The 21,328-nt window shown below is 58.5% G+C and carries 21 protein-coding genes, 1 tRNA gene and 1 CRISPR repeat array; of the genes, 15 read left to right on the plus strand and 7 right to left on the minus strand.

What is annotated here, in order from left to right:
* Positions 1 to 35: 35 nt before the first annotated feature.
* The 6 genes from KQP88_RS05395 to KQP88_RS05420 form a co-directional block, all read right to left on the minus strand.
* The gene (locus KQP88_RS05395) at positions 36 to 1,298 is read right to left on the minus strand and encodes a DUF1835 domain-containing protein (protein WP_216705047.1); all 1,263 of its coding nucleotides are present in this window, start codon (positions 1,296 to 1,298) and stop codon (positions 36 to 38) included.
* 255 nt (positions 1,299 to 1,553) lie between these two features.
* Positions 1,554 to 2,906, minus strand: a complete 1,353-nt coding sequence (locus KQP88_RS05400; protein ID WP_253950552.1) for an MFS transporter — start codon at positions 2,904 to 2,906, stop codon at positions 1,554 to 1,556.
* A gap of 8 nt (positions 2,907 to 2,914) precedes the next feature.
* Positions 2,915 to 3,331, minus strand: coding sequence for a carboxymuconolactone decarboxylase family protein (locus KQP88_RS05405; RefSeq protein ID WP_095067095.1), 417 nt, complete (start codon positions 3,329 to 3,331; stop codon positions 2,915 to 2,917).
* 284 nt (positions 3,332 to 3,615) lie between these two features.
* Positions 3,616 to 4,137 (minus strand): BRO-N domain-containing protein, encoded by a 522-nt coding sequence (locus KQP88_RS05410; RefSeq protein ID WP_216705048.1) that lies wholly within the window; start codon positions 4,135 to 4,137, stop codon positions 3,616 to 3,618.
* A gap of 473 nt (positions 4,138 to 4,610) precedes the next feature.
* Positions 4,611 to 5,132 (minus strand): BRO-N domain-containing protein, encoded by a 522-nt coding sequence (locus tag KQP88_RS05415; RefSeq protein WP_216705049.1) that lies wholly within the window; start codon positions 5,130 to 5,132, stop codon positions 4,611 to 4,613.
* A 416-nt stretch (positions 5,133 to 5,548) separates the two neighbouring features.
* Positions 5,549 to 6,417: a CRISPR direct-repeat array (repeat unit 28 nt; unit sequence TTTCTAAGCTGCCTACACGGCAGTGAAG).
* Between the two features lie 358 nt (positions 6,418 to 6,775).
* Positions 6,776 to 6,860: transfer RNA gene (locus tag KQP88_RS05420), tRNA-Leu, on the minus strand.
* A gap of 117 nt (positions 6,861 to 6,977) precedes the next feature.
* Between KQP88_RS05420 and queA the strand changes: the two genes are divergently transcribed.
* The 6 genes from queA to KQP88_RS05450 all read left to right on the plus strand — a co-directional run bounded on the left by queA (position 6,978) and on the right by KQP88_RS05450 (position 13,121).
* Positions 6,978 to 8,042, plus strand: a complete 1,065-nt coding sequence (gene queA / locus KQP88_RS05425; RefSeq protein WP_216705050.1) for a tRNA preQ1(34) S-adenosylmethionine ribosyltransferase-isomerase QueA — start codon at positions 6,978 to 6,980, stop codon at positions 8,040 to 8,042.
* Positions 8,043 to 8,056: 14 nt separating this feature from the next.
* Positions 8,057 to 9,172, plus strand: coding sequence for a tRNA guanosine(34) transglycosylase Tgt (gene tgt / locus KQP88_RS05430; protein WP_198726944.1), 1,116 nt, complete (start codon positions 8,057 to 8,059; stop codon positions 9,170 to 9,172).
* 53 nt (positions 9,173 to 9,225) lie between these two features.
* On the plus strand, positions 9,226 to 9,561 hold the full coding sequence (gene yajC / locus KQP88_RS05435) for a preprotein translocase subunit YajC (protein ID WP_025258825.1): 336 nt from the start codon (positions 9,226 to 9,228) through the stop codon (positions 9,559 to 9,561).
* A 62-nt stretch (positions 9,562 to 9,623) separates the two neighbouring features.
* On the plus strand, positions 9,624 to 11,492 hold the full coding sequence (gene secD / locus KQP88_RS05440; protein WP_122320922.1) for a protein translocase subunit SecD: 1,869 nt from the start codon (positions 9,624 to 9,626) through the stop codon (positions 11,490 to 11,492).
* Between the two features lie 9 nt (positions 11,493 to 11,501).
* Positions 11,502 to 12,413, plus strand: coding sequence for a protein translocase subunit SecF (secF, locus tag KQP88_RS05445; protein WP_025258827.1), 912 nt, complete (start codon positions 11,502 to 11,504; stop codon positions 12,411 to 12,413).
* 165 nt (positions 12,414 to 12,578) lie between these two features.
* Positions 12,579 to 13,121 carry a glycine zipper 2TM domain-containing protein gene (locus KQP88_RS05450; RefSeq protein ID WP_117164476.1) on the plus strand — a complete coding sequence of 181 codons (543 nt, stop codon included), beginning with the start codon at positions 12,579 to 12,581 and terminating at the stop codon, positions 13,119 to 13,121.
* Positions 13,122 to 13,243: 122 nt separating this feature from the next.
* Here KQP88_RS05450 and suhB read toward each other — a convergent pair whose 3' ends face one another.
* On the minus strand, positions 13,244 to 14,059 hold the full coding sequence (gene suhB / locus KQP88_RS05455) for a type III secretion system regulator SuhB (protein ID WP_198726893.1): 816 nt from the start codon (positions 14,057 to 14,059) through the stop codon (positions 13,244 to 13,246).
* A gap of 192 nt (positions 14,060 to 14,251) precedes the next feature.
* Here suhB and trmJ point away from each other — a divergent pair, with 192 nt between their 5' ends.
* The 9 genes from trmJ (at position 14,252) to fdx (ending at position 21,322) form a co-directional block, all read left to right on the plus strand.
* Positions 14,252 to 15,013 carry a tRNA (cytosine(32)/uridine(32)-2'-O)-methyltransferase TrmJ gene (gene trmJ / locus KQP88_RS05460; protein ID WP_200993396.1) on the plus strand — a complete coding sequence of 254 codons (762 nt, stop codon included), beginning with the start codon at positions 14,252 to 14,254 and terminating at the stop codon, positions 15,011 to 15,013.
* Positions 15,013 to 15,789, plus strand: coding sequence for a serine O-acetyltransferase (gene cysE / locus KQP88_RS05465; RefSeq protein ID WP_198726897.1), 777 nt, complete (start codon positions 15,013 to 15,015; stop codon positions 15,787 to 15,789). Before trmJ ends, cysE begins: the two co-directional genes overlap by 1 nt.
* 158 nt (positions 15,790 to 15,947) lie before the next feature.
* A complete protein-coding gene (gene iscR / locus KQP88_RS05470; RefSeq protein ID WP_025258832.1) occupies positions 15,948 to 16,439 on the plus strand; it encodes a Fe-S cluster assembly transcriptional regulator IscR in 492 nt (163 codons plus the stop codon).
* Positions 16,440 to 16,483: 44 nt separating this feature from the next.
* The gene (locus tag KQP88_RS05475) at positions 16,484 to 17,698 is read left to right on the plus strand and encodes an IscS subfamily cysteine desulfurase (protein WP_095067084.1); all 1,215 of its coding nucleotides are present in this window, start codon (positions 16,484 to 16,486) and stop codon (positions 17,696 to 17,698) included.
* An 83-nt stretch (positions 17,699 to 17,781) separates the two neighbouring features.
* Positions 17,782 to 18,168: a Fe-S cluster assembly scaffold IscU gene (gene iscU / locus KQP88_RS05480; RefSeq protein WP_002552476.1), complete on the plus strand. Its 387-nt coding sequence runs from the start codon at positions 17,782 to 17,784 to the stop codon at positions 18,166 to 18,168.
* Positions 18,169 to 18,213: 45 nt separating this feature from the next.
* Positions 18,214 to 18,537 (plus strand): iron-sulfur cluster assembly protein IscA, encoded by a 324-nt coding sequence (gene iscA / locus KQP88_RS05485; protein WP_200993397.1) that lies wholly within the window; start codon positions 18,214 to 18,216, stop codon positions 18,535 to 18,537.
* 11 nt (positions 18,538 to 18,548) lie between these two features.
* Complete coding sequence (hscB, locus tag KQP88_RS05490) at positions 18,549 to 19,070, plus strand: co-chaperone HscB (RefSeq protein ID WP_025258835.1); 522 nt, start codon at positions 18,549 to 18,551, stop codon at positions 19,068 to 19,070.
* Positions 19,071 to 19,114: 44 nt separating this feature from the next.
* A complete protein-coding gene (gene hscA / locus KQP88_RS05495; RefSeq protein WP_216705051.1) occupies positions 19,115 to 20,977 on the plus strand; it encodes a Fe-S protein assembly chaperone HscA in 1,863 nt (620 codons plus the stop codon).
* Between the two features lie 3 nt (positions 20,978 to 20,980).
* Positions 20,981 to 21,322, plus strand: coding sequence for an ISC system 2Fe-2S type ferredoxin (gene fdx / locus KQP88_RS05500; protein ID WP_025258837.1), 342 nt, complete (start codon positions 20,981 to 20,983; stop codon positions 21,320 to 21,322).
* Positions 21,323 to 21,328 lie beyond the last annotated feature (6 nt).

Consider the following 21,328-nt stretch of genomic DNA (forward strand, 5'->3'; position numbering starts at 1 on the left):
ATTCTCTTCTGAAGGCTGCGCGCCCATCCACTTTGCTACATGCCCGCAAGTGACTCACGCCAGACCGGCCGCACCTGCTCATCAATCCCCCAATGAGGCTGACCGGGACGAACGCAGACGCCACCGACCCAACGCTCATGAGTCGCATGTTCCGGCCAATACGCCGCGCCACTCAACACCTGTTTGCCCAGCTCCGTAATCGTCAACAAGCGGCGAGGCCATTCCAGGTGAGTCTCCGACTCGATCAGCAAGGGACGCGGAGTATCGATCAGTGGCCGCATCATTGCGTGAAACATCATGTCTCCCAGAAACGGCAGCGGTTCGCGCTTGGCCATCAGCTCGGCGAAAACCCTGCCACAGGTTACCGGGCCAGCTTCGTCCACATACTGCAACGTCAGGCGCTCAGTGAGTGACAAACCATCCTGAATCCCCGGTAACTCCTGCAATTGCCGCAGCAGCGCTGGCGCGAGAAAGGGCAGGGCGGCATGGGTGTCATGCGCCAGTTTCGCAAGCTCCACAGGAGATGAATCGCAATACGCCAGCCATGCCCGACGCGCCAACAGCAGCGCGTCTTCATCCACCAGCTTGCGCTGTGGCCAAAGCCAGGCAAGCACATCCGGCGCCAGTTGGCCGATACCGATGAAGCGCTGGACGCCGGGCACCCGGTCCACCTCGATCAGCTCAAGCTTGCGCGGCAAACGCTCAAGGCCTGCCAACGCCCTGATCAGGAAAAGCTGATCATAAGCATCCGCTTCGCACCACAGCACGCTATGGGCGGCGTCGCTCAACTGCATGAGGTTGGAATATTCATCATCGAACCGTCGAGCGGCATCGGCCACCTCAATCCCGAAAGCCTCGTTGATGAACTGGCTGCGCAGCGCCTTGTACGCCTCGGCAGGCAGATCCTGGACCGGCCCCATGCACAGCGGGTCCGTCAGCATCCGGAACGAACCCTTGAACCCCGCCAGTTGCAGGCTGTGCGCAATGTCGTTGCCGCACCGCCAATGCACGGTTCGCGCTTCATCACTGGCCTCGAAGTCCGGGTGCCGCGCCGCAAAATCCACCGCATCCACATGGGCCTTGAGCTTGGGCCAACTGCTGAAACCCAACTCCCGAGCGATCAGCCACTGGGCGTCGGACAAGGTCACAGACGCGGAGGAATGAGTACGTGAAATCAGCGAAAGCTCATCAGGCGCAGCGCCAGTTTTCATGCGCTGCAAAAGCTCCTTGGCACGCTTGCGCTGCTGCTCAAGGTTGATACGGCCGTCATTGGGCAATGACGCAGAACGAGTAGACATACGATCTCCTTGCACAAACCTTGTCCGCTTGAAGGTCGGGAGTCGTAATGACAAATGGGGTGACGCATGATCCTGGGCGCAGCCCTTTCCGCGGAGGGTGGCGTGGATAGCGCCGAGCGGGAATATAGGCAACGGACACGATGAATGCAATGTTCACCGTGCTATCTCTGCATGGCTAAAAGGCCTCCCACAGGGTTATTCAATAACCTCAACTGTTCGACTTGATCCGTGGGACCGGATTTATCCGGGAAGGCGTTACCGAGCCACCATCCGCAAACTGCTGGCCACACAACCCGCCGCCGCAAAACCTGCACCCACCGCCAATGCCAGGCTTGGCCCACTGTCGCCGACCAGCCCGAAACACAGGGCAACCAGCGCTGCGCCGGTCGCCTGCCCAATCAGACGGGAACTGGCCACGGTCCCGCTGGCACCACTGGCTCGTTCCTTCGGGGCGGTGGTCATGATCGCCTTGAGGTTGGGCGCCTGAACAAAGCCGAACCCGATCCCGCAATAAATCATGCGAGCCACGATTTCGCTGGTCGAAGGATGGTCAGGCATCCACAGCAGCGACAGCATGCCAGTACTCAAGATGGCCAGCCCGATGCTGCACAGCACCCCCGGCGGATAACGATCCGACAGCCGCCCGGCAAAGGGGCCGATGGCCGCCACCACAACCGACCACGGCGTCATCAGAAAACCGGTCTGGATCGGATCAAGGCCCAGCGTGCGTTCAAAAAAGAACGGCAAAGACACAAACGCCAGCCCCTGAGTCGTGAACACACAAAACGCAGTGAGGGCCGACAAGGCAAACATCGGACGCTTGAGCAGATCCAGCGGAAACATCGGCGCCGGATGATTGCGCTCGCGACGCAACATCAACGCCCCGGCGATCAGAAATACACCCAGCCCGAACAGCACACTGAACATGGATTCCAGTTGTGCGGCCTGACCTAATGCAAAGATGAGTGCGCCGAACGTGATCGTGTTCAACAGCGCCGTCTTGTAATCAAAAGGCTGCTCGGCGCGGGTATGAGCCGTGGGCAAGGAGTTCCAGGCGAAGGCTACGGCAAACAGCCCGATAGGCAGATTGATCGCAAACAGCCAGGGCCAACTGGCGACTGACAGCACCAGCGAGGCCACGGTCGGGCCGATTGAAAAAGCGGTGCCCACCACCAGAGCATTCAGGCCCACCCCGCGCCCCAGATGCTCCCGCGAAAATATCTGGCCGATCAGTGCGGTATTCACGCTCATGATCGCACTGGCACCCAGGCCTTGCAGCACCCGTGCAGCGATCAGCGTGCTCAACGAATCCGCCAGACTGCACAGCCCGGAAGCCACGACAAACAAGATGAGGCCGCCCAGGTAAATCTTGCGCGGCCCGATGACACCGCCCAGCGCTGCCAACGGAAGCAGGGTCGCCACCGCTGCCAGTTGATAGGCATTGATGATCCACACTGCCGCGGCAGGTGGCGTGTTCAGATCTGCCGCAATCGCGGGCAGGGCGGTATTGGCAATGGCGATATCCAGCGTTGCCAGCGCGATGGACACCAGAATCGCCGCCATCGCCCGCCATTGTCGTGCGGTGAGTTGAGGTCCAGTGGAAGACATCGTTCAGGTCACGCCTGATCGGCGGCTTGATCAGCCTGAAACTTCTTCACCACTTCATTGGCAATCTTGAAACTGTCGAGCGCTGCCGGCACGCCGCAGTAGATACAGGCCTGCAGAAGAATTTCCTGAATCTCGGCGGGCGTCACGCCATTGTTCAAGGCACCCAGCACATGCAGACGCACCTCGTTGGGCCGGTTGAGAGCTGTGAGCATGGCCAGATTGAGCATGCTGCGCGTCTTGCGCTCCAGCCCCGGACGAGTCCAGACCTCACCCCAGCACCATTCGGTGGTGATCTTCTGCATCGGAATCATGAAGTCCTCGACCTCATCGACCGACTTGTCCACATAAGCCGCGCCCAACACCTCGCGACGCACCTCCAGGCCTTTCTTGAATTGCGGGTTATCGAACTCTTCTTTCAACGGCATGGCAGGCTCCGATATTCATTTTTATTGAGTCGCGACTGAAACGCCCAAGGTGTGGCCCCGGGGCGTGTATCGCCACTATAGCCATTTGCCGGAATAACAAAAATTCACAATTTTCATGATGTGCATTCCAGCGTGGAATGGTTTCGCGCTCCCGGCACGACACCTATCTGTACAGGCTGTGTGGGACCGGATTTATCCGGGAAAGCGCCACTTCTGCCAGCGATGTCTACCCGGTGCAGCAAGGCCGCATAAGCCACACGGCCTTACTCAATCACTCTGTTATCTCAGCGCCCCATCACCTTCCGCCAGAACCCACGCTCAGGCGAAGGTAAAGCCTCGGGCGCAACATTCGGCATATCCCGCAACCGAATCCAGGGCTCATCACGCCACTGCATCACACTCAACGACGTACCCGGCCACTGCAAATGGCTCAGCCTCGGATTATCCAGCGTCACGTTCTGCGCCCCATGCAGCACCGGCAACACCTCATGCGTCAGCCACTGCCGCAACGCCCGGTTCTCAGGCACGTAATGATGAACCAACAAGGCAAACGCCCCCGACTCGCTGACCATCAGCTGCTTTTGCCACTTGCCGTTAGCCTGCAACCAGACAACCCGACGCTGATCGGCATCCAGCTTGAGCGCCGACCGCTCACCCAGGGTTTGGCCCATCAGGCGAGCAAGGTCTGAGAGACAGAACCAGGCTTGGGATTCGGTGAAAATGGCGCGGAGCATGCGGCTGTGGCGCAGGAAGAGGGTGGCTTCAAAGTGGGAGGTACAAGGAATATCGCTGTTGAAATTTTGCATGGTTTTCATTCATCGGAAATGGCTGATGGAACTGCCCGAATTGTCGCCAAACAATGGGTGGCAGTTGTGTGTGGGTTGGCGAACCGGTAGCCATCTCCAAGCCCGGCAGGCCCGAAGGCCTCCCGCACACAACCGCCATAACGCGATGAGCCGACAGGATAAAGCGCCGGCATCACGATGGGGAGAGATTTAGCTTTGTCGGGTCGCCAAACCCGGTCGCTGAATTGGTAGCGAACGTCGGAAGAGTAGCTTGGGGGCTGGGTGCGGGAAATGAGGGGATTCAGTTTGGGTTGGTTGATGGGGAGTAGGTGGTTGTAGGGCGGGTGTGAGTGTGGCGTAGGATTGGCCTTAACTGATCGGTATGAATTTGTAGGACCGGATTTATCCGGGAAGGCGTCAGTTCTGCCACCGATGTCTATCCGGTGTAGCAAGGCCGTATAAGCCACACGGCCTTACTCAATCACTCTGTTATCTCAGCGCCCCATCACCTTCCGCCAGAATCCACGCTCAGGCAAAGGTAAAACCTCCGGCGCGACACTCGGCATATCCCGCAACCGAATCCACTGCTCATCACGCCACTGCATCACACTCAACGACGTACCCGGCCAGTGCAAATGGCTCAGCCTCGGATTATCCAGCGTCACGTTCTGCGCCCCATGCAGCACCGGCAACACCTCATGCGTCAGCCACTGCCGCAACGCCCGGTTCTCAGGCACGTAATGATGAACCAACAACGCAAACGCCCCTGACTCGCTGACCATCAACTGCTTTTGCCACTTGCCATTGGCCTGCAACCACACAACCCGACGCTGATCCGCATCCAGCTTGAGCGCCGACCGCTCACCCAGGGTTTGGCCCATCAGGCGGGCAAGGTCTGAGAGACAGAACCAAGCTTGGGATTCGGTGAATATGGCGCGGAGCATGCGGCTGTGTCGCAGGAAGAGGGTGGCTTGGAAGGAGGATGTACACGGGGAGTCGGATAGAAGCTTTTGCATAGAGGCACACTTTTTATGGTCGCTGAAAAAAGCTGCCACGGATTGTCGCCAAACAAATGGAGGCAGCTGTGTGAGGGTTGGCGAACCGGTAAAAAGATAAACCCGGCAGACCCGAAGGCCTCCCGCACACAACCGCCATAACGCAGTGCGCAGAAGAATAAATCGACTGCTTCGCGATGGGGGAATTTATCTTTAGATCGGGTCGCCAAACCCGGTCGCTGCTGGGGCAGCGAATGACGGGAAGGGTAGCTTGGGGGCTGGGTTGGTAAAATGAGGGGATTCAGTTTGGGTGAGGGGATGGGGAGTAGGTGGTTGTGGGGCGTGTGTAAGTGTGGTGTAGGATTTGACTGGCATGAGGGTTGGGCCGCCTGTGCGGCAGTGAATCCAACAACGCACTCTTCCTGCACTTCGAGGATTTTCTAAGCTGCCTATACGGCAGTGAAGCTGCCCGCCGAGTTCTACGACATGAATACATGTTTCTGAGCTGCCTACACGGCAGTGAAGTCGACGCCTCGGTGACAGAAGCCAACACGTTATTTCTAAGCTGCCTACACGGCAGTGAAGGCTGATCCCGAAGAGCTCGCTGCTCGCTGTCATTTCTAAGCTACCTACACGGCAGTGAAGCCTGAAACGGGAAAAAATGTGTACGTGGGGTCTTTCTAAGCTACCTACACGGCAGTGAAGGCATCACCTGGTTTATGACTGCCTCGTTCAACGTTTCTAAGCTACCTACACGGCAGTGAAGAATCACCTGCCGAGCCCGCCAGTTCTGGCGGTTTTCTAAGCTGCCTACACGGCAGTGAAGGTAAAGACATCAGCGGTAAGCCTGGAAGCGCCTTTCTAAGCTGCCTACACGGCAGTGAAGGTGATTACCGGTCTGCCGCTTGTGTCCTGGAGTTTCTAAGCTGCCTACACGGCAGTGAAGAATTGGCTTTTGCAGTCGTCGCCCGGTCACTGTTTCTAAGCTGCCTACACGGCAGTGAAGGCCCATGGTGGGTGTTCTCTTTGGTGGGTAAATTTCTAAGCTGCCTACACGGCAGTGAAGGCAGGTGTGATGTGCAAACGTCCATTCGCTGTTTTCTAAGCTGCCTACACGGCAGTGAAGTGCGGCAGTCTGTAGAAGACAGCGTGACCATCTTTCTAAGCTGCCTACACGGCAGTGAAGATTTGCCAGCGCTGTGAATGCGGACGTCGTATTTTCTAAGCTGCCTACACGGCAGTGAAGGCGTTGCACGATCTTCGATTGCGGCTCACCTGTTTCTAAGCTGCCTACACGGCAGTGAAGTAGACACCTTGCCTAATAACTCTCCGTTTTTAAAGAGAAACCACCTGCCTGAAGCTGTTTTACCCTCTTTTTTGTGGCTCTCGTAAGTTATTGATTTTAAAGGGGGCGACGGAGTCTGAAAAAAGAGGGTCAAAAAGAGGGTGCGTTAAGTCGTGGTTTGGCGCCGGACTTGTAGGAGCGACTTCAGTCGCGATAGGCCGGTACATTAAAAGGACATGTATTGCCTGGAATGCTGATTCGCGAATGAATTCGCTCCTACAGCCCCTGCAATCACCAAAACCCAGGCACAAAAAAACCGGCTCAACTGGCCGGTTTCTTTTAAACCCAAGCTCTGCAACCGCTTGGGTGTCTTGCTGTTTGGTGCCCCGAGGGAGACTCGAACTCCCACTCCTTTCGAAAACGGATTTTGAATCCGCCGCGTCTACCAATTCCGCCATCAGGGCTCAATGGCGGCGAAGTATAGGGATGCGCATATCATTGGTCAACAAGGTTTTTTGCAGGTTTTTTACTAATCCGTCCAAACCGGATAAACTCCCCGGCCCTGCTTATCGAACACCATCATGCGCGTTGCTGACTTTACCTTCGATCTTCCTGATTCCCTGATTGCTCGCCATCCGCTGGCCGAGCGGCGCAGTAGTCGTCTGTTGACCCTGGACGGGGTGAGCGGCGAGCTGGCGCATCGTCAATTCACTGATTTGCTTGAGTATTTGCGCTCTGGCGATCTGATGATCTTCAACAACACCCGTGTGATTCCCGCACGTCTGTTCGGGCAGAAGGCGTCCGGCGGCAAGCTGGAGATTCTGGTCGAGCGGGTGCTGGACAGTCATCGGGTGCTGGCGCATGTGCGGTCGAGCAAGTCGCCCAAGCCGGGTTCGTCGATTCTGATCGATGGCGGTGGCGAGGCCGAGATGGTGGCGCGTCATGACACGCTCTTCGAGCTGCGTTTCGCCGAGGAAGTGCTGCCGCTGCTGGACCGCGTCGGGCATATGCCGTTGCCTCCTTATATAGATCGCCCGGACGAAGGCGCTGACCGCGAGCGTTATCAGACGGTCTATGCCGAGCGTGCCGGTGCGGTGGCTGCGCCGACGGCAGGTCTGCATTTCGACGAGCCGCTGCTGGAGGCGATTGCCGCCAAGGGCGTCGAGACGGCTTTCGTGACGCTGCACGTGGGCGCTGGCACCTTTCAGCCGGTGCGCGTGGACCGCATCGAAGATCACCACATGCACAACGAATGGCTGGAAGTCAGCCAGGAAGTCGTCGATGCCGTGGCCGCGTGCCGGGCGCGGGGCGGGCGGGTGATTGCGGTCGGGACCACCAGCGTGCGTTCGCTGGAGAGCGCGGCGCGTGATGGCGTGCTGAAACCCTTCAGTGGCGACACCGATATCTTCATCTACCCAGGTCGGCCGTTTCATGTGGTCGATGCGCTGGTGACCAATTTCCATTTGCCTGAATCCACGCTGTTGATGCTGGTTTCGGCGTTCGCCGGTTATCCCGAAACCATGGCGGCCTACAAGGCGGCCATCGAGCATGGGTACCGCTTCTTCAGTTACGGTGATGCGATGTTCATCACCCGCAATCCCGCGCCGACTGCTCCGCAGGAATCGGCCCCAGAGGATCAAGCATGAGTCGCACCTGTCGTATGTCTTTCGAGCTGCTGGCCACTGACGGCAAGGCTCGTCGCGGTCGCCTGACTTTCCCTCGTGGCGTGGTGGAAACCCCGGCGTTCATGCCGGTGGGCACCTATGGCACGGTCAAGGGCATGCTGCCTCGGGATATCGAGGCGACCGGCGCGCAGATCATTCTGGGCAACACCTTCCACCTGTGGCTGCGTCCGGGCACCGAGGTCATCAAGGGCCACGGCGACCTGCACGATTTCATGCAGTGGAAAGGGCCGATCCTGACCGACTCCGGCGGTTTCCAGGTGTTCAGCCTGGGTGCCATGCGCAAGATCAAGGAGGAGGGCGTGACCTTCGCTTCTCCTGTCGATGGCGCCAAGGTGTTCATGGGGCCGGAAGAGTCGATGCAGGTCCAGCGTGACCTGGGCTCGGACATCGTGATGATTTTCGACGAATGCACGCCGTACCCGGCTGATGAAGACGTCGCTCGGGTTTCCATGGAGCTGTCGCTGCGTTGGGCCAAGCGCTCGAAAGTCGCTCATGGCGAGAGCACGGCGGCGCTGTTCGGCATCGTGCAGGGCGGCATGCATGAAAACCTGCGCATGCGCTCGCTCGAAGGGCTGGACCAGATCGGTTTCGATGGCCTGGCCATTGGCGGTTTGTCGGTAGGCGAGCCCAAGCACGAGATGATCAAGGTGCTGGATTATCTGCCAGGCCAGATGCCAGCAGACAAACCTCGTTACCTTATGGGGGTAGGCAAGCCTGAGGATCTGGTTGAGGGTGTGCGCCGCGGAGTCGACATGTTCGACTGCGTGATGCCGACCCGCAATGCCCGCAACGGCCATCTGTTCATCGATACCGGTGTTCTGAAGATCCGTAATGCGTTCCATCGCCATGATGATTCGCCGCTGGATCCGACCTGTGACTGCTACACCTGCCAGAACTTCTCCCGCGCTTATCTGCATCACCTGGACAAGTGCGGCGAAATGTTGGGGAGCATGCTCAATACGATCCACAATTTGCGGCATTACCAGCTGCTTATGGCTGGTTTGCGCGAGGCTATTCAACAAGGTACATTGGCCGCCTTCGTCGATGCCTTCTACGCCAAACGCGGCCTTCCAACGCCGCCGCTTGGCTGAAACAGAACCGATTTTTCGTGTTTCTTATACTAATTATGCAATTGGAGCGCTAAATGAGCTTTTTCATCTCTCCCGCTTTCGCGGATGCTGCTGCACCGGCTGCCGGTCCTGCAGGCACCGGCTTTGAGTGGATCTTCCTGGTCGGCTTCCTGGTCATCTTCTATCTGATGATCTGGCGTCCACAGGCCAAGCGCGCCAAAGAGCAGAAAAACCTGCTCAGCAACCTGCAGAAGGGCGACGAAGTCGTTACCACTGGTGGTATCGCTGGCAAGATCAACAAGGTGACCGACGATTTCGTGGTGATCGAGGTTTCCGACACTGTCGAGCTGAAAATCCAGAAGGGCGCTATCGCTGCCACTCTGCCAAAGGGCACCCTGAAAGCGATCTGAGTACCATCTTTTACCAATCGACGGGGCGCGCAAGGCGCCCCGCGTTCTAAGCGGGCGGCGTGATGCTGAACAAATACCCTCTGTGGAAATACGTACTGATCCTGGCGGTGCTGGCGATCGGTTTCATTTATTCCGCACCCAATCTCTACCCTGACGACTCGGCTATCCAGATCAGCGGCGCGAGTACTGCGTTGCAGGTCAGTCAGGCGGATCTGGACCGTGCAGGCAAGGCTCTTGCCGATGCCGGTATCGCGGTCAAGGCCTCTTCTCTGGCTGAGAATGGCAAGGGCGGTTTGTTGCGTCTGAGCAAGCAGGAAGATCAGTTGCCAGCCAAGGATGTGGTGCGCAAGGCTTTGGGTGATGACTATGTCGTCGCACTCAACCTGGCCCGTACTACCCCGACATGGTTGCGTAACCTGGGCGCAAGCCCGATGAAGCTGGGTCTGGACCTTTCCGGTGGTGTGCACTTCCTGCTGGAAGTGGACATGGACAAGGCCATCGATGCTCGCCTGAAAGTCTATGAAGGCGAAGTCAAAACCCTGTTGCGCAAGGAAAAGGTGCGTTATCGCAGCCTTCCACAGGTCAACAACGTCATTCAGTTGGGGTTCACCGACGATGCCGAGCGTGAACAGGCCCGTGCCCTGGTCCGCAAGACCTTCACCGATTTCGATATCACGCCTGCCGAGTTGAACGGTATTCCCGTTCTGCGTCTGGCGCTGACAGCCGTCAAGCTGGCTGAAATTCGCGATTACTCCATCAAGCAGAACTTGACCACCGTACGTAACCGGGTCAACGAGCTGGGTGTTGCCGAACCTCTGGTTCAGCGCCAGGGCGCCAACCGTATCGTGGTTGAGTTGCCGGGCGTGCAGGACACTGCCGAAGCCAAGCGTATTCTCGGCAAGACAGCCAACCTGGAGTTCCGTCTGGGCGCAGGTCCTGATGATTCCAAAGGCACGACCGAGATGTTCGAGTTCCGCGAAGGCGGACGTCCTGCAGCAGCGGTCGAGCGTGGTCTGATCATTACCGGCGACCAGGTGACTGACGCCAAGGCGAGCTTTGACGAGCACGGCCGTCCACAGGTGAACATCAACCTCGATGGTCACGGTGGCGAGCTGATGAGTCGCGCAACCCGCAGTAATGTGGGTCGCAGCATGGCGGTGATCTTCATCGAGCAGCGTCCGGTCACGACCTATGTGAAGCAGATGGTCGATGGCGTCGAGAAAGACGTGCCGGTGCAGACCTTCAAGGAAGACAAGAAGATCATCAGTCTGGCGACCATCCAGTCGCCACTGGGCAGCCAGTTCCGGATTACCGGTCTGAACGGCCAGGGTGAGTCCTCCGAGCTGGCGCTGTTGCTGCGCGCCGGTGGTCTGGCGGCACCGATGTACTTCGCTGAAGAGCGCACCATCGGCCCGAGCCTGGGTGCCGACAACATCACCAAGGGTATCGATGCTTCCCTGTGGGGCATGTTGTTCGTTTCGCTGTTCATCATGGCGATCTACCGTTTCTTCGGTCTGATCGCGACGGTCGCCCTGGCCTTCAACATGGTCATGCTGCTGGCGCTGATGTCTCTGCTGGGTGCGACACTGACCCTGCCGGGTATTGCCGGTATCGTTCTGACCATGGGTATGGCGGTCGACGCCAACGTGCTGATCTTCTCGCGGATTCGTGAGGAAATCGCCAATGGCATGAGTGTGCAGCGTGCAATCAACGAAGGTTTCGATCGTGCCTACACGGCGATCCTCGACGCCAACCTGACGACGCTGCTGGTCGGCGGCATTCTCTTTGCGATGGGCACAGGCCCCGTCAAAGGGTTTGCGGTGACCATGTCGCTCGGGATCTTTACCTCGATGTTCACGGCCATCATGGTGACCCGCGCAATGGTCAACCTGATCTACGGCGGTCGTGACTTCAAGAAGTTGTGGATTTAAGGGGCTGCCATGTTACGTACCATCAACTTCATGGGCGTTCGCAATGTCGCGTTCGCCGTTACCATGCTCCTTACTGCACTGGCGCTGTTCAGCTGGTTCCATAAAGGGCTTAACTTCGGTCTGGATTTCACCGGCGGTACGCTGATCGAGCTGACCTACGAGCGTCCTGCTGATCTGGGCAAGGTCCGTGAGGAGCTGGCTTCGGCCGGTTTCCACGAGGCTGTGGTGCAGAGCTTCGGCGCGACCACCGACTTGCTGGTGCGCATGCCGGGTGAAGACCCGCAACTGGGTACTCAGGTAGCCGACGCGCTGCGCAAGGCGGGTGCCGATAACCCGGCCACCGTCAAGCGTGTCGAGTTCGTCGGCCCGCAGGTCGGTGAAGAGCTGCGTGACCAGGGTGGTATCGGCATGTTGCTGGCCCTGGGTGGCGTTCTGATCTATCTGGCTTTCCGCTTCCAGTGGAAGTTTGCGGTCGGTGCGATCATTTCCCTGATTCACGACGTAGTCGTGACCATGGGTATCCTGTCGTTCTTCCAGATCACGTTCGACCTGACGGTTCTGGCGGCGGTGCTGGCGATCATCGGTTACTCGCTCAACGACACCATTGTCGTGTTCGACCGGGTCCGTGAAAACTTCCGCCTGCTGCGCAAGGCTTCGCTGATCGAGAACATCAACATCTCCACCACCCAGACATTGCTGCGCACCATCGCGACTTCGGTCTCGACGCTGCTGGCAATCATTGCGTTGTGGGCGTTCGGTGGTGACAGCCTGGAAGGCTTCTCCATCGCGTTGTTCATCGGTGTTCTGGCGGGTACTTACTCGTCGATCTACATCGCCAACGTGATGCTGATCTGGCTGAACCTGACCACCGAGGATCTGATTCCTCCGGTTGTCACCGAGAAGGCGGATGATTTGCCTTGATGGCCAGCTGTGGTGGGAGCCAATCCATTCGCGAATGAATTCGCTCCTACTGGAAATGAAGAAATGAAAAGGCGCGAGTTTTCGGAACTCGCGCCTTTTTTTATGCTCCAAGGCTTGGCAGTGCGTAGGAAAGAATCTACGCGTCCGTAGGTCAGGAGGTTCAAAGTGAACAAGTCTCTGCTTGTTGGTGCTGTGTTGGGTGCTGCTGTCGTTACCGCTGGTGGCGCTGTTGCCACCTACAGCCTGGTAAAGGGCGGCCCAGAGTATGCAGATGTGTTGGCCGTCGAGCCGATCAAGGAACAAATCAAGACCCCTCGTGAGGTCTGCAAGGATGTCGCCGTTACCCACCGTGCTCCGGTCAAGGACGAGCATCAGATCGTGGGTAGCGTGATCGGTGCTGTGGCGGGTGGCTTGCTCGGTAACCAGATCGGTGGCGGTAACGGCAAGAAGATTGCCACGGTCGCCGGTGCGGTAGGCGGTGGTTATGCGGGTAACAAGGTTCAGGAAGGCATGCAGAACCGCGATACCTACACCACGACTGAAACGCGTTGCAATACCGTCAACGATATCAGCGACAAGGTCGTGGGCTACAACGTGAAGTACAAGTTGAACGAGAAGGTTGGACAGGTCCGTATGGCCAATGATCCGGGGAGTCAGATCCCTGTGGACAAGAATGGTCAGCTGATTCTGAGCCAGGCTGCTCAATAAGCCAGTCTGTGGGGGCAATCGGGCGGTGATCCGCTTATTCGCGAATAAATTCGCTCCTACGGGTAGTAGGCAACAGGCATAAAAAAAACCGGCGAAAGCCGGTTTTTTTACATCTGCCCGTCTTAGCGTTTCAGCGAAGGCGGCAGGTGTGGAGCGATGGCAGTCAGGACTGCCTTGAAGCATTTGGTGTTGCCGGCAACGATGTGGCCTTTCTCCAGGAATTCGTGACCGCCTGTGAAGTCGCTGACCAGACCGCCTGCTTCTTGAATCAGCAGCGCGCCTGCTGCCATGTCCCACTCGGACAGGCCCGATTCCCAGAATGCGTCGAAGCGACCGGCTGCTACATAGGCCAGGTCCAGGCTGGCAGCGCCTGCGCGGCGGATGCCGGCGGTCTGGCCGACCAGGCTGCGGAACATGCCCAGGTAGTTTTCCAGGCCGTCCATTTGTGTGTCGCGGAACGGGAAGCCGGTACCCAGCAGGGCGCCTTCAAGGCTCTTGCGCTGGCTGACGCGCAGGCGACGACCGTTCAGGGCAGCGCCACGGCCACGGCTGGCGGTGAATTCTTCCTGGCGAACCGGGTCGAGAACAACAGCGTGCTCAAGGCGGCCGCGGTATTTGCAGGCGATGCTGACGGCGAAGTGCGGGATGCCACGAACGAAGTTGGTGGTGCCGTCCAGCGGGTCGATGATCCATAGGTAATCGGCGCCTTCGCCGCTGCCGGCGTGCAGGCCGCTTTCTTCGCCGAGGATGCCGTGGGTAGGGTAAGCCTTGCGCAGGGCAGTGATGATGCTCTGCTCGGCAGCACGGTCGATTTCCGTGACGTAGTCTTTGGCTTCTTTTTCGTCAACCTTGATGGTATCCAAGCGCTCGATGGAGCGGAAAATCAATTCGCTGGCGCTGCGGGCGGCGCGCAGCGCGATATTCAGCATGGGCTGCATGGACAATTCACCTAAGGTTGTTAAAGAGAGCCGGGTATTCTATGGGTTAAGTCGAATTATTTCCAGCCCCGGCATTGTCGTCCCGATCAGGTTTTACGATTTTCCGCGGTTGCGCCTCTGTAAGGTTCGTGGCGTTAATGAGGCAGGTTCTGTAAGATTTGCACCCCTTAATTTTGTCGGTGAGCGCTCGCTTTGCTGCAGAACATTCGTATCGTCCTGGTCGGCACTACCCATCCCGGAAATATCGGTGGGGCTGCGCGTGCCATGAAAAACATGGGGCTTTCGCGCCTGGTACTGGTCGAGCCGCGTGTGTTCCCGTCCCCTGAGGCCGATGCGCGAGCGTCGGGTGCTGGCGATATTCTTGAAGGCGCGCAGGTCGTTGCGAGCCTTGAAGAAGCGCTGGTGGGTTGCAGTCTGGTGCTGGGCACCAGTGCCCGTGATCGCAGTCTGCCCTGGCCAATGCTTGACCCGCGTGAGTCGGGCGTGAAGGTCGTCGAGCAGGCCGGGCAGGGCGCCGAGGTTGCGCTGGTCTTCGGTCGCGAGCATGCCGGCCTGACCAATGAAGAGCTGCAGCGTTGTCATTACCACGTCCATATCCCGTCGGACCCTGCATTCAGTTCGCTCAATCTGGCGGCTGCGGTTCAGGTGCTGGCCTACGAAGTGCGCATGTCCTGGCTGGCTGCGCAGGAGTTGACGGCAGCGCCAGTCGCAACGGCGCGCAATGCCGAGCTGGCGACCATGGATGAGATGGAAGGCTTTTATGGCCATCTGGAAGCGGCGCTGGTGGACATCGCCTTTCTTGATCCCGAGAAGCCCCGTCATCTGATGGCGCGGTTGCGTCGCCTGTATGGTCGCAGCGAGGTGGAGCGCTCCGAACTGAGTATTCTGCGTGGCATCCTCACCGAGACCCAGAAAGTGGCTCGCGGTGAACCTTATAAGCGGAAGGATCAATGATGTTCGAACGTCTGCGCGAAGATATCCAAAGTGTTTTTCATCGTGATCCGGCTGCGCGTAACGCTTTTGATGTGCTGACCTGCTACCCGGGCATGCATGCCATCTGGCTGCACCGGCTGGCGCACATTCTGTGGCGCCACGGCTGGAAGTGGCTGGCGCGGATGGTGTCCAACTTCGGGCGCTGGATGACCGGTATCGAAATACATCCTGGTGCGCGCATCGGTCGTCGTTTCTTCATCGATCACGGCATGGGTATCGTGATCGGCGAAACGGCCGAGATCGGCAACGATGTCACGCTCTATCAGGGTGTGACGCTGGGCGGCACCAGCTGGAATGCAGGCAAGCGTCACCCGACTCTGGAAGATGGTGTCGTGGTGGGCGCGGGCGCCAAGGTGCTCGGGCCGTTCACGGTGGGTGCGGGTGCCAAGATCGGCTCCAATGCCGTGGTCACCAAGGCCGTGCCTGCGGGTGCGACTGCGGTGGGGATTCCCGGTCGCATCATCGTGAAATCCGATGACGAAACGGAAGCCCGGCGCAAGGCGATGGCCGAGAAGCTGGGTTTCGATGCCTACGGCGTCAGTGCCGACATGCCGGACCCGGTTGCGCGGGCCATTGGCCAGTTGCTCGATCACTTGCAAGCTGTGGATGCCCGCCTGGAAGACATGGGCGGCGCTCTGGGGCGTCTTGGCAGTGATTACTGCGCCAAGGAGCTGCCCAAGCTGCATGACGAGGTTTTCGATTGCGTGAAGGACAAGAGTGAAGAGAAGGTCGGCTAAGGTTTGCTGAATATGGAGGCGTGTCAATACGACGCGCCTTTGCTATGATACTGCCCGCTATTTTGGCTAATCCCGACTATTTCACTAGGTCTAATAGTTGACTTAAATACTCGGGAATAGCATACTCGCTCCTATTCCGAACCTCCGCGGTACACGCCATGCGACTGACTACAAAAGGCCGATACGCTGTAACAGCAATGCTTGACCTGGCATTGCATGCGCAGCACGGGCCAGTGTCTCTGGCCGATATCTCTGAGCGGCAAGGCATTTCCCTGTCTTACCTTGAGCAATTGTTCGCCAAGCTGCGCCGCAGCAATCTGGTCTCGAGCGTGCGTGGTCCTGGTGGTGGCTATCAGTTGTCCCGCGACATGCAGGGCATTCAGGTTGCTCAGGTTGTCGATGCGGTCAATGAGTCCGTCGATGCCACTCGTTGCCAGGGCCTGGGTGATTGCCATGCCGGTGATACCTGCCTGACCCACCACCTGTGGTGCGACCTCAGCCAGCAGATTCATGAATTTTTAAGCGGTATCAGCTTGGCGGACCTTGTCACTCGCCGTGAGGTGCAGGAAGTCGCCCAGCGCCAGGACATGCGCCGCAGTAATAACAATGCGTCGCAGCTGGGAAAGATTGAAACGTCCGCCGTCGAATGAACGCAGATGAATGAGCGGTGCGCCTGCCTGATAGGAGAGATTCAATGAAGTTGCCGATTTACCTCGATTACTCTGCGACCACGCCGGTCGATCCGCGCGTAGCGCAGAAAATGATGGATTGCCTGCTGGTTGACGGAAACTTCGGTAACCCGGCTTCCCGCTCCCACGTATTTGGCTGGAAAGCCGAAGAGGCCGTTGAAAACGCCCGCCGTCAGGTCGCGGATCTGGTCAACGCCGATCCACGCGAAATCGTCTGGACCTCCGGTGCCACCGAGTCCGACAACCTGGCCATCAAGGGTGTAGCGCATTTCTACGCCACCAAGGGCAAGCACATCATCACCTCCAAGGTCGAGCACAAAGCCGTTCTCGACACCACGCGCCAACTGGAGCGTGAAGGTTTTGAAGTGACCTACATCGAGCCGGGCGAAGACGGCCTGATCACACCTGCAATGATCGAAGCTGCCCTGCGCGACGACACCATCCTGGTTTCGATCATGCATGTGAACAACGAGATCGGCACCATCAACGACATCGCTGCCATCGGTGAACTGACCCGTTCGCGTGGGGTGTTGTTCCATGTCGATGGCGCTCAGTCCACCGGCAAGGTTGAAATCGATCTGGCCAGCCTCAAGGTTGACCTTATGTCGTTCTCGGCCCACAAGACCTACGGTCCAAAGGGTATCGGCGCGCTGTACGTGAGCCGCAAGCCGCGTGTTCGCCTCGAAGCGACCATGCACGGTGGCGGTCACGAGCGTGGCATGCGTTCCGGCACGTTGGCGACTCACCAGATCGTCGGCATGGGCGAAGCTTTCCGTATCGCCAAGGAAGAGATGGCGAGCGAGAACGTTCGCATCAAGGCCCTGAGCGACCGCTTCTTCAAGCAGGTCGAAGATCTGGAAGAGCTGTACGTCAATGGCAGCCTGACTGCTCGCGTACCGCACAACCTGAACCTGAGCTTCAACTATGTCGAAGGCGAGTCGCTGATCATGGCGCTCAAGGATCTGGCGGTTTCGTCCGGTTCGGCCTGTACGTCGGCATCGCTTGAACCTTCGTACGTGCTACGCGCCCTTGGTCGTAATGACGAACTGGCACATAGCTCGATACGCTTCACTTTTGGTCGCTTCACGACTGAAGAAGAGATTGACTACGCCGCGCAGAAAGTCTGCGAGGCTGTTACCAAGCTGCGCGCTCTTTCGCCGCTGTGGGACATGTTCAAAGATGGCGTCGATATCTCCAAGATCGAGTGGGCGGCGCACTAATTTAAAGTCGCCGCCACACAGGCCGGGAGCAACCCCGTTGACCGGCCTGTAGAGCGACTCCCTGATGTGAGAGGAACATAATCATGGCTTACAGCGAAAAGGTCATCGACCACTACGAGAACCCGCGCAACGTTGGCAAGATGAACGCGGAAGATCCTGATGTTGGCACCGGCATGGTCGGCGCTCCTGCGTGCGGCGACGTGATGCGTCTGCAGATCAAGGTCAACGAGCAGGGTGTCATCGAAGACGCCAAGTTCAAGACTTATGGCTGCGGCTCCGCCATCGCTTCCAGCTCCCTGGCGACCGAGTGGATGAAGGGCAAGACTCTGGATGAAGCAGAGACCATCAAGAACACTCAGCTGGCTGAAGAGCTTGCTCTGCCTCCGGTGAAGATTCACTGCTCGGTACTCGCGGAAGACGCCATCAAGGCGGCCGTTCGTGACTACAAGCAGAAGAAAGGCTTGCTGTAAGAAGCGGTCTTTTCAGAGAAAGCTGGCGACAAGAAAGGAGTTCCGATGGCTATCAGCATGACAGAAGCTGCCGCTAACCACGTACGTCGTTCCCTCGACGGGCGCGGCAAAGGTGATGGCATTCGTCTTGGGGTTCGCACCACAGGCTGTTCAGGTCTTGCCTATGTGCTCGAGTTCGTCGACGAGGCGGGCGCCGAGGACAGCGTGTTCGAACTGCATGGCGTCAAGGTGATTATCGACCCGAAAAGCCTGGTCTATCTCGACGGCACCGAACTCGATTTCGTCCGTGAAGGTTTGAACGAAGGCTTCAAGTTCAATAACCCCAATTCGCGCGGTGAGTGCGGCTGCGGCGAAAGCTTCAACGTCTGAGGCTTTTATCCGTGGGTACTCCTTGTCACTTCGCCCTGTTCGACCTCAAGCCCGATTTTCGTCTTGATCTCGACCAGTTGGCGACGCGCTATCGTGAGCTGGCGCGCAGCGTACATCCAGACCGTTTTGCTGACGCCGACGAGCGTGAGCAGCGTCTGGCGCTTGAGCATTCCGCCCGCCTCAACGAGGCCTATCAGACCCTCAAGAGCGCCCCGAAACGAGCGCGCTACCTGTTGGTCATGAAAGGCGATGAGGTGCCGCTGGAAGTCACTGTCCACGATCCCGATTTTCTTCTGCAGCAGATGCAATGGCGCGAAGAGCTGGAGGATCTGCAGGATGAGGCTGATCTGGCGGGTGTCGCGGTCTTCAAGCGCCGCCTCAAAAGCGCTCAGGATGAACTGAACGAAAGCTTCGCCGCCTGTTGGGACGATGCTGCACAGCGCGAGCACGCCGAACGGCTGATGCGGCGTATGCAGTTCCTCGACAAGCTTTCCTACGAAGTGCGCCAGCTGGAAGAGCGCCTCGACGATTAACCCCGTGCCGCCCCGGCCGCACGCCTGTGATTATTCAGAAAAGCATGGCCTTATTGCAGATCGCTGAACCCGGGCAAAGTCCTAAACCGCACCAGCGTCGTCTGGCTGTCGGTATTGACCTGGGCACTACCAATTCGCTGGTGGCTGCATTGCGCAGCGGCCTTTCCGAGCCCCTGGCCGATGCCGACGGGCAGATCATTCTGCCGTCTGCGGTGCGCTATCACGCCGATCGCGTCGAGGTCGGGCTGTCGGCCAAGGCGGCTGCCTCTGTCGATCCGTTCAATACCGTGCTGTCGGTCAAGCGCCTCATGGGGCGCGGCCTCAGTGACGTGAAGCAGCTGGGCGAGCAATTGCCCTATCGCTTTGTCGAGGGCGAGTCGCACATGCCGTTCATCGACACCGTCCAGGGGCCGAAAAGCCCGGTGGAAGTGTCGGCGGATATTCTCAAGGTGCTGCGTCAGCGTGCCGAAGCTACGTTGGGTGGCGATCTGGTGGGTGCGGTCATTACCGTGCCGGCCTATTTCGACGATGCTCAGCGCCAGGCCACCAAGGACGCCGCCAGACTGGCCGGCCTCAATGTGCTGCGCCTGCTCAACGAGCCGACGGCTGCTGCGGTTGCCTACGGTCTGGACCAGAAAGCCGAAGGCGTGGTCGCCATTTACGACCTGGGCGGCGGTACGTTCGATATTTCCATTCTGCGCCTGACTGGCGGTGTTTTCGAAGTGCTGGCCACTGGCGGCGATACTGCATTGGGTGGCGATGATTTCGATCACGCGATTGCCAGCTGGATTGTGGCTGATGCCGGTCTGTCGGCCAGTCTCGATCCTTCCGAGCAGCGCAGCCTGTTGCAGACTGCCTGCGCGGCGAAAGAAGCCCTGACCGATACTGATTCGGTAGAAGTCGCCTATGGCGACTGGCGTGGTGTTCTGACACGCGAGGCCTTCAACGCCCTGATCGAGCCGATGGTTGCTCGCAGCCTCAAGGCTTGCCGTCGTGCGGTGCGCGACTCGAATATCGAGATTGAAGAAGTCGAAGCCGTGGTCATGGTTGGTGGTTCGACACGTGTGCCGCGTGTTCGTGAGGCAGTAGCCGAGCTGTTCGGTCGCCAGCCGCTGACCGAGATCGACCCCGATCAGGTGGTCGCCATTGGCGCTGCGGTCCAGGCCGATACCCTGGCGGGCAACAAGACAGATGGCGAAGCCCTGTTGTTGCTGGACGTGATTCCGCTTTCCCTTGGGCTTGAAACCATGGGCGGCCTGATGGAGAAGGTGATTCCGCGCAACACCACCATTCCCGTGGCCCGCGCTCAGGATTTCACCACGTACAAGGATGGCCAGTCGGCCATGATGATTCATGTCCTGCAGGGCGAGCGTGAGCTGATCAGCGACTGCCGTTCCCTGGCGCGCTTCGAGCTGCGCGGCATTCCGCCGATGGTGGCCGGTGCTGCGAAAATTCGTGTCACCTTTCAGGTGGATGCGGATGGCCTGCTCAGCGTGTCTGCCCGTGAACTGGGCTCGGGGATCGAGTCGAGCATTCAGGTCAAGCCGTCCTATGGCCTGACCGACGGCGAGATTGCTCGCATGCTCAAGGATTCGTTCGAGTACGCCGGTGACGACAAGGTCGCCCGGGTGCTGCGTGAACAGCAGGTCGATGCCCAGCGCCTTGTCGAGGCGGTCGAGGCAGCGCTTGAAGTCGATGGCGATCGTCTGCTCGATGCCGAAGAGCGGATGGTGATCGACCTGCAACTGACAGAATTGCGTGAATTGATGCAAGGCACCGATGGCCCTGCCATCGAGCAGCAGACCCGGCGTCTGTCGCAGGTGACCGATGCATTTGCTGCCCGACGCATGAATTCGACGGTGAAAGCCGCACTCGCGGGGCGCAACCTGAATGATATTGAGGAATAACTGATGCCGCAGGTGATTTTTCTGCCCCATGCCGAGCATTGCCCGGATGGGTTGGTTGTAGAGGTGGAGCCCGGTACATCTATTCTTGAAATCGCTCACGATAACCATATCGAGATCGAGAGTGCGTGCGGCGGTGTCTGTGCCTGCACGACGTGCCACTGCATCATTCGCGAGGGTTTCAACTCGCTGAACGAGGCGGATGAGCTGGAAGAAGATATGCTGGACAAGGCCTGGGGGCTGGAGGTGCATTCGCGCCTGTCCTGTCAGGCAATCGTCGGAAATGAAGACCTCACCGTTGAAATTCCGAAGTATTCGCTCAACCATGCTGCCGAAGCGCCGCATTGATTCAAG

It is taken from the genome of Pseudomonas lijiangensis (assembly GCF_018968705.1).
In the GTDB taxonomy this organism is placed as follows: Bacteria; Pseudomonadota; Gammaproteobacteria; order Pseudomonadales; family Pseudomonadaceae; genus Aquipseudomonas; species Aquipseudomonas lijiangensis.

What these genes read in the sequence shown, in the direction of transcription:
- KQP88_RS05395 (WP_216705047.1), bottom strand. Translation starts at nt 1,298, where the DNA reads ATGTCTACTCGTTCTGCGTCATTGCCCAATGACGGCCGTATCAACCTT.
- KQP88_RS05400 (WP_253950552.1), bottom strand. Translation starts at nt 2,906, where the DNA reads ATGTCTTCCACTGGACCTCAACTCACCGCACGACAATGGCGGGCGATG.
- KQP88_RS05405 (WP_095067095.1), bottom strand. Translation starts at nt 3,331, where the DNA reads ATGCCGTTGAAAGAAGAGTTCGATAACCCGCAATTCAAGAAAGGCCTG.
- KQP88_RS05410 (WP_216705048.1), bottom strand. Translation starts at nt 4,137, where the DNA reads ATGCAAAATTTCAACAGCGATATTCCTTGTACCTCCCACTTTGAAGCC.
- KQP88_RS05415 (WP_216705049.1), bottom strand. Translation starts at nt 5,132, where the DNA reads ATGCAAAAGCTTCTATCCGACTCCCCGTGTACATCCTCCTTCCAAGCC.
- queA (WP_216705050.1), top strand. Translation starts at nt 6,978, where the DNA reads ATGCGCGTTGCTGACTTTACCTTCGATCTTCCTGATTCCCTGATTGCT.
- tgt (WP_198726944.1), top strand. Translation starts at nt 8,057, where the DNA reads ATGTCTTTCGAGCTGCTGGCCACTGACGGCAAGGCTCGTCGCGGTCGC.
- yajC (WP_025258825.1), top strand. Translation starts at nt 9,226, where the DNA reads ATGAGCTTTTTCATCTCTCCCGCTTTCGCGGATGCTGCTGCACCGGCT.
- secD (WP_122320922.1), top strand. Translation starts at nt 9,624, where the DNA reads ATGCTGAACAAATACCCTCTGTGGAAATACGTACTGATCCTGGCGGTG.
- secF (WP_025258827.1), top strand. Translation starts at nt 11,502, where the DNA reads ATGTTACGTACCATCAACTTCATGGGCGTTCGCAATGTCGCGTTCGCC.
- suhB (WP_198726893.1), bottom strand. Translation starts at nt 14,059, where the DNA reads ATGCAGCCCATGCTGAATATCGCGCTGCGCGCCGCCCGCAGCGCCAGC.
- cysE (WP_198726897.1), top strand. Translation starts at nt 15,013, where the DNA reads ATGTTCGAACGTCTGCGCGAAGATATCCAAAGTGTTTTTCATCGTGAT.
- iscR (WP_025258832.1), top strand. Translation starts at nt 15,948, where the DNA reads ATGCGACTGACTACAAAAGGCCGATACGCTGTAACAGCAATGCTTGAC.
- KQP88_RS05475 (WP_095067084.1), top strand. Translation starts at nt 16,484, where the DNA reads ATGAAGTTGCCGATTTACCTCGATTACTCTGCGACCACGCCGGTCGAT.
- iscU (WP_002552476.1), top strand. Translation starts at nt 17,782, where the DNA reads ATGGCTTACAGCGAAAAGGTCATCGACCACTACGAGAACCCGCGCAAC.
- iscA (WP_200993397.1), top strand. Translation starts at nt 18,214, where the DNA reads ATGGCTATCAGCATGACAGAAGCTGCCGCTAACCACGTACGTCGTTCC.
- hscA (WP_216705051.1), top strand. Translation starts at nt 19,115, where the DNA reads ATGGCCTTATTGCAGATCGCTGAACCCGGGCAAAGTCCTAAACCGCAC.
- fdx (WP_025258837.1), top strand. Translation starts at nt 20,981, where the DNA reads ATGCCGCAGGTGATTTTTCTGCCCCATGCCGAGCATTGCCCGGATGGG.